Below are 7,546 nucleotides of genomic sequence, written 5' to 3'. Positions count from 1 at the left end.
CGCCTGAGAGGCGGCTTTCCATGAAGGCAAGCAGATCTCAGCGCAAGGCCAGCCGCTGCTTCCCCAAATTCGCCGACAACACCGGCGCATTGTCCAGCTTGAACACCGACAAGGCCCCCGTCAGCTGCCCGGTCTGCTCGGTCAGCGATTCCGCCGCCGCCGATGCTTCCTCGACCAGCGCCGAGTTCTGCTGGGTCATTTCGTCGATGCTGGTGATCGCGCGCCCGATGTCCTCGATGCCCGCGCTCTGGCGCGCGCCTGCCGCGCTGATCTCGGCCATGATGGTCTGCACCTTGCGCACCGACTCCACGATCTGGTCCATGGTCACGCCGGCTTCGTCGACCAGCGCGCTGCCGGCGTTCACCTTCGCCACCGAGTCGCCGATCAGCTCCTTGATCTCCTTGGCCGCCGCCGCGCTGCGCTGGGCCAGGTTGCGCACCTCACCCGCCACCACGGCGAAACCGCGGCCTTGTTCGCCCGCGCGCGCCGCTTCCACGGCGGCGTTCAGCGCCAGGATGTTGGTCTGGAAGGCGATGCCGTCGATCACCGAGATGATCTCGACGATCTTGTTGGCCGAAGTGTTGATGTCGCCCATGGTGCTCACCACGCCGCCGACCACCTGGCCGCCGCGGGTTGCGATATTGGTCGCCGATTCCACCAGCGAATTCGCTTCGGTCGCGTTCTGCGCGTTCTGGCGCACGGCGCCGGTCAGTTCTTCCATCGCGCGGGTGGTGCGGTCCAGGCTCGAGGCCTGCGATTCGGTGCGGCGCGCCAGGTCGGCGTTGCCGGTCGCGATCTCGCCGCTGGCGCTGGCGATGGTGTCGGCCGAGGTCTTGATCTCGGCCACCAGGGTCGCCAGGCGGGCGCGCATTTCCTTCAGCGCCACCAGCAGGCTGGCGTTGTCGCCCGCCTCAAGGCGGATGTCCATCGACAGGTCGCCCGAAGCGACCGCCTGTGCGATCTCGCGCGCATATTCCGGCTCACCGCCCAGCTGATGCCAGATGGTGCGCACCACGAACCACGACACCGCGGCCAGGCAGGCGATCACGATCAGCGCGGTCAGGATCATCGCGGTCAGGACGCGGTTGACGCTTTCCTTGCTGCTGGCGATGCCTTCGGTGAACTGGCGCTTGGCCGCTTCGTTGGTGGCGGCCAGGTCCTTGTTGAGGACGGCCAGGGCCACCTGCATCTTGCCGACGGCGGCCTGCGGGTCGCCTTGCTCCATTTCGAGCATGATGCGCGCCGACGACAGGGCGGGCGCGTAATAGGCGTCGAATTCCTTGCCCAGGCGCGCGAAGGTATCGCGCTGGCCCGGGATCTGGCTGTACTTGTCGAGCTTGGCGCGCAGCTTGGCGGCCTGCTCGCCCACTTGGGCAATCTTGTCCTTGTCGCCTTCGGCGACCGCGTCCTGCAGGCCGTCGGTGACGGCGGCCACGTCCAGGGACAGGGCCTTGGAGGCATCCAGGACCGGATAGTCCACGCTCTCGGTCGTGGTGATCGAGTTCAGCGCGCCGGTCGCGATCATGGCGCTGGCGCCGGCCCCGAGGCCGAAGATAATGGCGGAGATGACGGGCAGTGCCCAGATCCTGCGCTTGATGCTCATTGTTGCCTCCAGAATGCGTGACCCGCCGACCGGCGCAAGGGCCGGTGGCGGGCATGTCTTACCGGATTACTCCGGTTTATTGGGCGGTGTAGACGACCTTGACGGTCGCGTCCACTGCGCTCTTGTCGATGTAGCCGATGGCCTTCGGATTGGCGGCGAGCGCCGCCTTGACGCCGGCGTTGTCGCCGGCTTCCTTCGGCATCGTGGCCTTGCCGGTGAACACCAGCTTGGACCACAGGGCCTTGGCCTGCGCCGCATCCTTGTCCGCCACTTTCTTGTAGAACTCGGCGCGGATCGGCGAGGAATCGGCCTGGTCGACCGGGGTCATCGCGGTCGATTTACCCAGGAAGAACTGGGCGACCTGTTCCTTGGTCATGGTCGATTCGGCGGCCTTGGCGCTTACCACGACCACCACTTCGGCCATGGCCGGCGTTGCGCCGAAGGCGGTTGCCGCGATTGCGGCCAGCATGAGTTTCTTCATCGCCCGCTCCTTAGAACACGAAGTCGAGGGCGACGGCGCCCACGGTCACCGGACCGGTGAAGCCCGGCTTGGCGTTGACGAACAGGCCGTTGCCGTTCTTCGGCTTGACGCGGTCGATCTGCGCCTTCAGGGCCACCGAGCTGGCGAAGTCCCAGCGGATGCCGATGCTGTCGGTGGTCTGCTCGCCTTGGCCGACGCCGGTGTTCGGCAGGCGGCGCACGCCGGCGCCGAGCGCCTGCATGGTCGGGGTGCAGGCCGCCGGGTAGCCGGCCGGGCAGGCTGCCGGCACGGTGTTGACGACGGCGCTGTCGATCTTCAGGTTGGCGTGCGAGTAGTAAGGCAGGAACTTGCCGAAGCGGTAGCCGCCCATCACGTACCACGAGGTGGTGTCGTTGATGTAGGCCTTGGTCTTGCGCTTCGCGTACTCGGTTTGCAGCACGATGTTGTTCCAGTCCATAGCCAGGCCCAGCGAGCTGAAAGTCGCTTTCTTTTCCTTGGCTTCGATCTCGTTGGCCAGGGTGACCAGCTGCGTGAAGCCGTAGCCGGCGCCGGCGGCGCGCAGGCCTCCCACCAGGGTGTTCAGCGAGGTCGAATCCTCGACGGTGATCTTGGCCTGGGCGTGGCCGGCACGCAGGATGAAGGGGCCGTGTTCGGCCGACACGTTCAGGGCGGCGATCTGCTTGCCCTTGGCGTGGATGTCGCCCGACAGCGGCGACTTGACGCCGCCGTAGGCCAGCTGCGAGGTCAGGGTGGTGTCGCCGAAGCTGTTCTGCCAGGTGATGTCGGCGCCGTCGATGCTGTTGAACGGCACCTGCGAGTAAATCTCTGCCGGCGGACGCAGCATGGTGTTGGCGTAGCCGACGTTGCGATAGTCGGAAATCATGAACACCGGCAGGCCGACGCGGCCCACGCGCACGCTCAGGTTGTCGTTGATGCGCGCCTTGGCGAATGCCCAGCCCAGTTCGGCGCCGTAGTGTTCTTCCGCATCCTTGCGCACCAGCACCTGGCCGGTGAAGGACAGCCAGCTGTTGACCGGCATGTCGGCCTGCAGGCCCAGGTTCGAATCGACGCCGGTGCGGACGTTGTCGGCGGCGCCGCTCACCTGGTTCGGACGCGCGAATTCGGCGCGGTCTTCATTGGTCCAGGTCAGGGCGCCGGTGCCGAAACCACTGATTTTTACTGCCGGAAAACCGGAGGTCTCCTGCGCGAAGGCCGCGGGAGCGACCAGCGGGAGTGCCAGCAAGCTGGCGAGGATCTTCTTGTTCATAAAGGCTTCGTTGCGTGGGCTGCTCGTGGAAAAGAGGCGCTGACTATGGGCAGCAAAAGCGGTAAGCGCCGTGAATCATTGAAATGATTCTATCCACGCGGCAATTTTGACAGCAACAGATTTATGACAATTGGAGAGATTCCTCTACAAATTGACAACGTTCTTGTTGTTTAGTTGAAACAGGCAATTGTCAGAATTAATTCCACCAATGACAAGTCGTACCCTGGGCGGGTAGGCGGGCCTGGATGGCGTCGTGAACGATGCCGGCTTGCACCGCTTCTTCGGCGGTAAAGATGCGGGCGTTGCCGGTGAGATTGCCGCGAATGTCGGTTTCGCGGCCGGCTTCGCGAGTGGCGTCGAGGAAGATGCTGGCATAGCGCTCGGCGTCGAAGTCGAGGCAGTCGCGCCATTCGGAGACGCGCGCATGGTCGGCCGCGACCAGGCTGCCGAAGCCCCAGTGCAGGGGATGGACGAGGAAGCGCGTGCCGGGGCAGGCATAGCGTTTCTGGCCGGCCAGGAAGATCACCACGCCGACCGATTCGACGCTGCCGATGTTGTAGGTGGTAAGCGGCAGGGGCAGCGACTTCAGGAAAAAATAGAGCGCGAAGCCGGCCGTCATGTTGCCGCCTTCGGTGGACATGTGCAGTTCGATCTCGGTGGCGCCGTTCTGCAGCGCCTGCAGGCAGCAGTTGCGCACCGCGCAGGCGGAATTGTGGTTGATGGGCCCGATGAAATGAACGATGTGCAGGGACATGAACTCGCCTCGTTGGCTCTCCTGAGCGGTGAGCCAAGCATAGCAAGTTTCACTGCCGGGCCGCGTCCTGCTGGGCGGCAGGGGTGGATGGGCATGCGGATTCGCGGTCCTCGTCCGCTGCCACCGCGATCCGCTGGCCGGCGACCTCGAGATCGGACAGGCGCGAAGGCAGGGGCCGGACCTTGCCCTCGCGCATAGCCTGGCGCAAGGGGGCGCACATGGACACCGGCGCCAGGCGGGCGAGCTTGCGCCACTTGCCGCCGGCGGTCTCGCCGAGCACCGCCGACTGCGTCCATTTTTCGTTATCCCCGAGCAGCAGCACTTCGGCCCTGCCGTCGTTGTCGAAGTCGATCAGGAAGGCGTCGCAGCCGGCGCCCGGGTGCTCCAGGCAGTCCGGCAGATCGACCTTGTCCATCCTGGCCCATTCCGTCGCCAGGAAGGAGGGCGGCAGGCGCGTGCCCTCCGGCCAGACGCGCACATTGCTGGCCAGCCTGACGGGATCGTGCAGTTTGTCGTAAGGACCGCGCATGGCCCGGACCGCGGCGATACGCGAGCGCAGCAGGGCCGCATCCGGGCCGGCGGCCTGGGCTTCCAGCCGGTCGAGCGCTTCGCGCCCGTAGCGGCCGCTGTGGAAACGCAGGTAGGCCAAGTCGAAATCCGCCGCCGTTACCTTGCCGTCGCGCAGCCGGGCCAGCTGGTCGTTGACGGACAGGCGGCCGGGATCGGCAAGCGGCGAGAACAGCGCCAGCAGCACGGCCAGGACCACGAAGGCGGCGGCGATGTTCACCCCGGCCAGGCTGGGCAGCCAGCCCTTGCGCAGACTGGCGGCCGCATAGCCGCCCGCGTAGCAGCTCGCCACCAGCATGCAGGCGGCCGCGATCACGCGGTCATTGCTCCAGCCGTGGTCCTGCACGCGCAGGGCCAGGGCGTAGATGGCCAGCAGGACCACGGGCACCAGCAGCAGGCTGGCGATCCTGGCCGCCAGCGCAACCGGCCGCGCCACCGGCGCTGCGCCGTTCTGCCAGGCGGCATTGATCAGGATGACAAAGGCGGCGGCCGCTCCCAGCAGTACGGCGCCGGCGCTTTTCGTCGCCCACAGGGCGTCCAGCCCGGTGAAGGGCAGGCTGCACAGGAAGCCCGCCACCAGCAGGGTAAGCACCGGCAGGATCCACGACAGCAGCACCAGCAGCAGGTTGCGGATTCCGCGCACGATCGCCGGCCGCATGTCCGTCAGGTGCATGGCGCAGGAGAAGGCGAAGGCGGTCGCGGGAATCGCGAACCACGGTTTCTGGATGGTCTCGCGCAGGAAGCCGAGCTTGACCAGCATGAACAGCGCGGCGCCCAGGTGCAGCACCAGCCAGGTGACGCCGACGAACAGGCCGCAGAACGCCAGCTGTACACCCAGTTTCCAGGCCAGCTCGAAGTAGGTGGTGTAGGAAGCGATCCTGCGCCGGTCCTGCGCCCCGGACAGCACCAGCGCATGGGCGATGAAGAAGCTCGCGATCATGAAGCCGCACAGCTCTTCCGAAGGCATGGTCGGGCGCCACTTGTCCTTCTGGAAAAAAGGCAGCGGCGCGCCGAACTGGTCCCAGGCATCGTAGACGCCCAGCAGTGCGGCCAGCGCAGCGGCCGTGCCTGCCCACAGCAGCAGCTGGCGCCGCGTCAGCTGGCCGAGGCCGCTGATCAGGATCACGGGCACCAGGGCGGCCACCAGCAGCAGCGGTACGAACAGCAGGGGCCGGGTTGCCGGCCAGGCCTGGCTTTCGCCCGCCTGATAGAGCAGGTACAACACCAGGCCCTGCAGCAGGCCGATGCCGATGCGCGCCGCCGCGACACCGGAGGGCTGCGCCTGTTCGTAGGGATACTCTGCGGCTGCGCTGGGGTGCATGGGCGGGCTCCTGTTTGAATTGCGTAAATATTACGTTCATTCAAACCAGCCCGCCACTGGCAGAATGTTCAGCTGCCCCGGTAGGTCGAATAGGACCAGGGCGTCATCACCAGCGGCACATGGTAGTTCTGATCGGGGTCGAAGACGCCGAAGGCGATCGTCACCCGGTCGAGGAAGCGCGGGCTGGGCAGTTCCACGCCCTGGGCGGCGAAGTAGTCGCCGGCGTGGAATACCAGTTCGTACTGCCCGGCGCGCAGCTGGGCGCCTTCGAGCAGGGGCCCGGCGCAGCGTCCGTCCTGGTTGGTGAGTTCGCTCTTTATCAGGGTGCGGCCGCAGGAATCGACGGCATAGAGGTCGAACTTGACCCCGGCGCCGGGACGGCCGTGCGCGGTGTCGAGGACGTGGGTGGAAAGCTTGCCCATATGGCTCCTATATGTGAACGATGAACTGCCGTATGCGGGCAATCATATACCGTTGTGCTTAGCGCAATATATGATCGACGATATACCCACCTCCAGCGCTTTCCATGGACACCTACGCCAATTACCCGCGCGACCTGGCCGGCTACGGCCGCCATCCTCCCCATCCGCAATGGCCTGGCGGCGCCCGGATCGCCCTGCAGTTCGTGCTGAACTACGAAGAGGGCGGGGAGAACTGCGTGCTGCACGGCGACCCGGCCTCGGAAACCTTCCTGTCCGAGATCATCGGCGCGGCCGCCTTCCCGATGCGCCACATGAGCATGGAGTCGCTCTACGAATACGGTTCGCGCGCCGGGCTGTGGCGGGTGCTGCGCCTGTTCGAGGAGCGCGGTCTGCCGCTGACCGTGTTCGGGGTGGCGATGGCGCTCAGGCGCAACCCGGAAGCAGTGGCCGCTTTTCGCGAACTGGGCCACGAGATCGCCTGCCACGGCCTGCGCTGGATCTCCTACCAGAACGTGGACGAGGCCACCGAGCGCGCCCACATGCGCGAAGCGGTCGAGATCATCCGCGAACTGACGGGGGCGCCGCCGCTGGGCTGGTACACGGGACGCGATTCACCCAACACCCGGCGCCTGGTGGTCGAGCACGGCGGCTTCGCCTACGACGCCGACCACTACGGCGACGACCTGCCGTTGTGGCAGCGGGTCGAGCACACCGGGCCGGACGGCGCCCCGCACACCAGCCCGCACCTGGTGGTGCCCTACACCCTCGACACCAACGACATGCGCTTCGCCGCGATGCAGGGCTTCAATTCCGGCACCCAGTTCTTCGACTACCTGAAGGACGCCTTCGACGTGCTCTACGCGGAGGGCGATCCCAAGGGGCTGAACCAGCCCAAGATGCTGTCGATCGGCCTGCATTGCCGCCTGGTCGGCCGGCCGGCGCGGGCGGCGGCGCTGGCGCGTTTCCTCGACTACGTGCAGCGCCACCAGCATGTCTGGGTCGCGCGCCGCATCGATATCGCGAATCACTGGAAAAGCGTGCACCCTTACGTAGAATGAAGTGTTGCGCCTGAATAGTTGATATTTGGATTTGTTGATAAGCAATATCAGATTTTGATTATATGAAGGACGG

The 7,546-nt window shown here is 65.9% G+C and carries 7 protein-coding genes; 1 reads left to right on the top strand and 6 read right to left on the bottom strand.

The features are described from left to right. Positions 1 to 37: 37 nt before the first annotated feature. The 6 genes from KBW95_RS21050 to uraH all read right to left on the bottom strand — a co-directional run bounded on the left by KBW95_RS21050 (position 38) and on the right by uraH (position 6,415). Positions 38 to 1,603 (bottom strand): methyl-accepting chemotaxis protein, encoded by a 1,566-nt coding sequence (locus tag KBW95_RS21050; RefSeq protein ID WP_211529258.1) that lies wholly within the window; start codon positions 1,601 to 1,603, stop codon positions 38 to 40. A 76-nt stretch (positions 1,604 to 1,679) separates the two neighbouring features. Further along, a complete protein-coding gene (locus tag KBW95_RS21045) occupies positions 1,680 to 2,084 on the bottom strand; it encodes a hypothetical protein (protein WP_211529257.1) in 405 nt (134 codons plus the stop codon). Between the two features lie 10 nt (positions 2,085 to 2,094). Further along, complete coding sequence (locus tag KBW95_RS21040; protein WP_211529256.1) at positions 2,095 to 3,351, bottom strand: hypothetical protein; 1,257 nt, start codon at positions 3,349 to 3,351, stop codon at positions 2,095 to 2,097. Positions 3,352 to 3,547: 196 nt separating this feature from the next. Beyond that, on the bottom strand, positions 3,548 to 4,105 hold the full coding sequence (locus KBW95_RS21035; protein ID WP_211526014.1) for a ClpP family protease: 558 nt from the start codon (positions 4,103 to 4,105) through the stop codon (positions 3,548 to 3,550). A gap of 49 nt (positions 4,106 to 4,154) precedes the next feature. Then, entirely contained in the window at positions 4,155 to 5,993 is a 1,839-nt protein-coding gene (locus KBW95_RS21030) for a DUF4153 domain-containing protein (RefSeq protein WP_211529255.1), read from the bottom strand. A 68-nt stretch (positions 5,994 to 6,061) separates the two neighbouring features. Beyond that, the gene (gene uraH, locus KBW95_RS21025) at positions 6,062 to 6,415 is read right to left on the bottom strand and encodes a hydroxyisourate hydrolase (protein WP_211526012.1); all 354 of its coding nucleotides are present in this window, start codon (positions 6,413 to 6,415) and stop codon (positions 6,062 to 6,064) included. 104 nt (positions 6,416 to 6,519) lie between these two features. On the opposite strand from uraH, the gene puuE reads away from it, so the two are divergent. After that, positions 6,520 to 7,473: an allantoinase PuuE gene (gene puuE, locus KBW95_RS21020; RefSeq protein WP_211526011.1), complete on the top strand. Its 954-nt coding sequence runs from the start codon at positions 6,520 to 6,522 to the stop codon at positions 7,471 to 7,473. Positions 7,474 to 7,546 lie beyond the last annotated feature (73 nt).

Origin of the sequence: Massilia sp. ZL223, from assembly GCF_018119395.1 — a bacterium.
Classification (GTDB): domain Bacteria; phylum Pseudomonadota; class Gammaproteobacteria; order Burkholderiales; family Burkholderiaceae_D; genus Telluria.
This window is presented reverse-complemented; position numbering and strand designations above follow the sequence as displayed.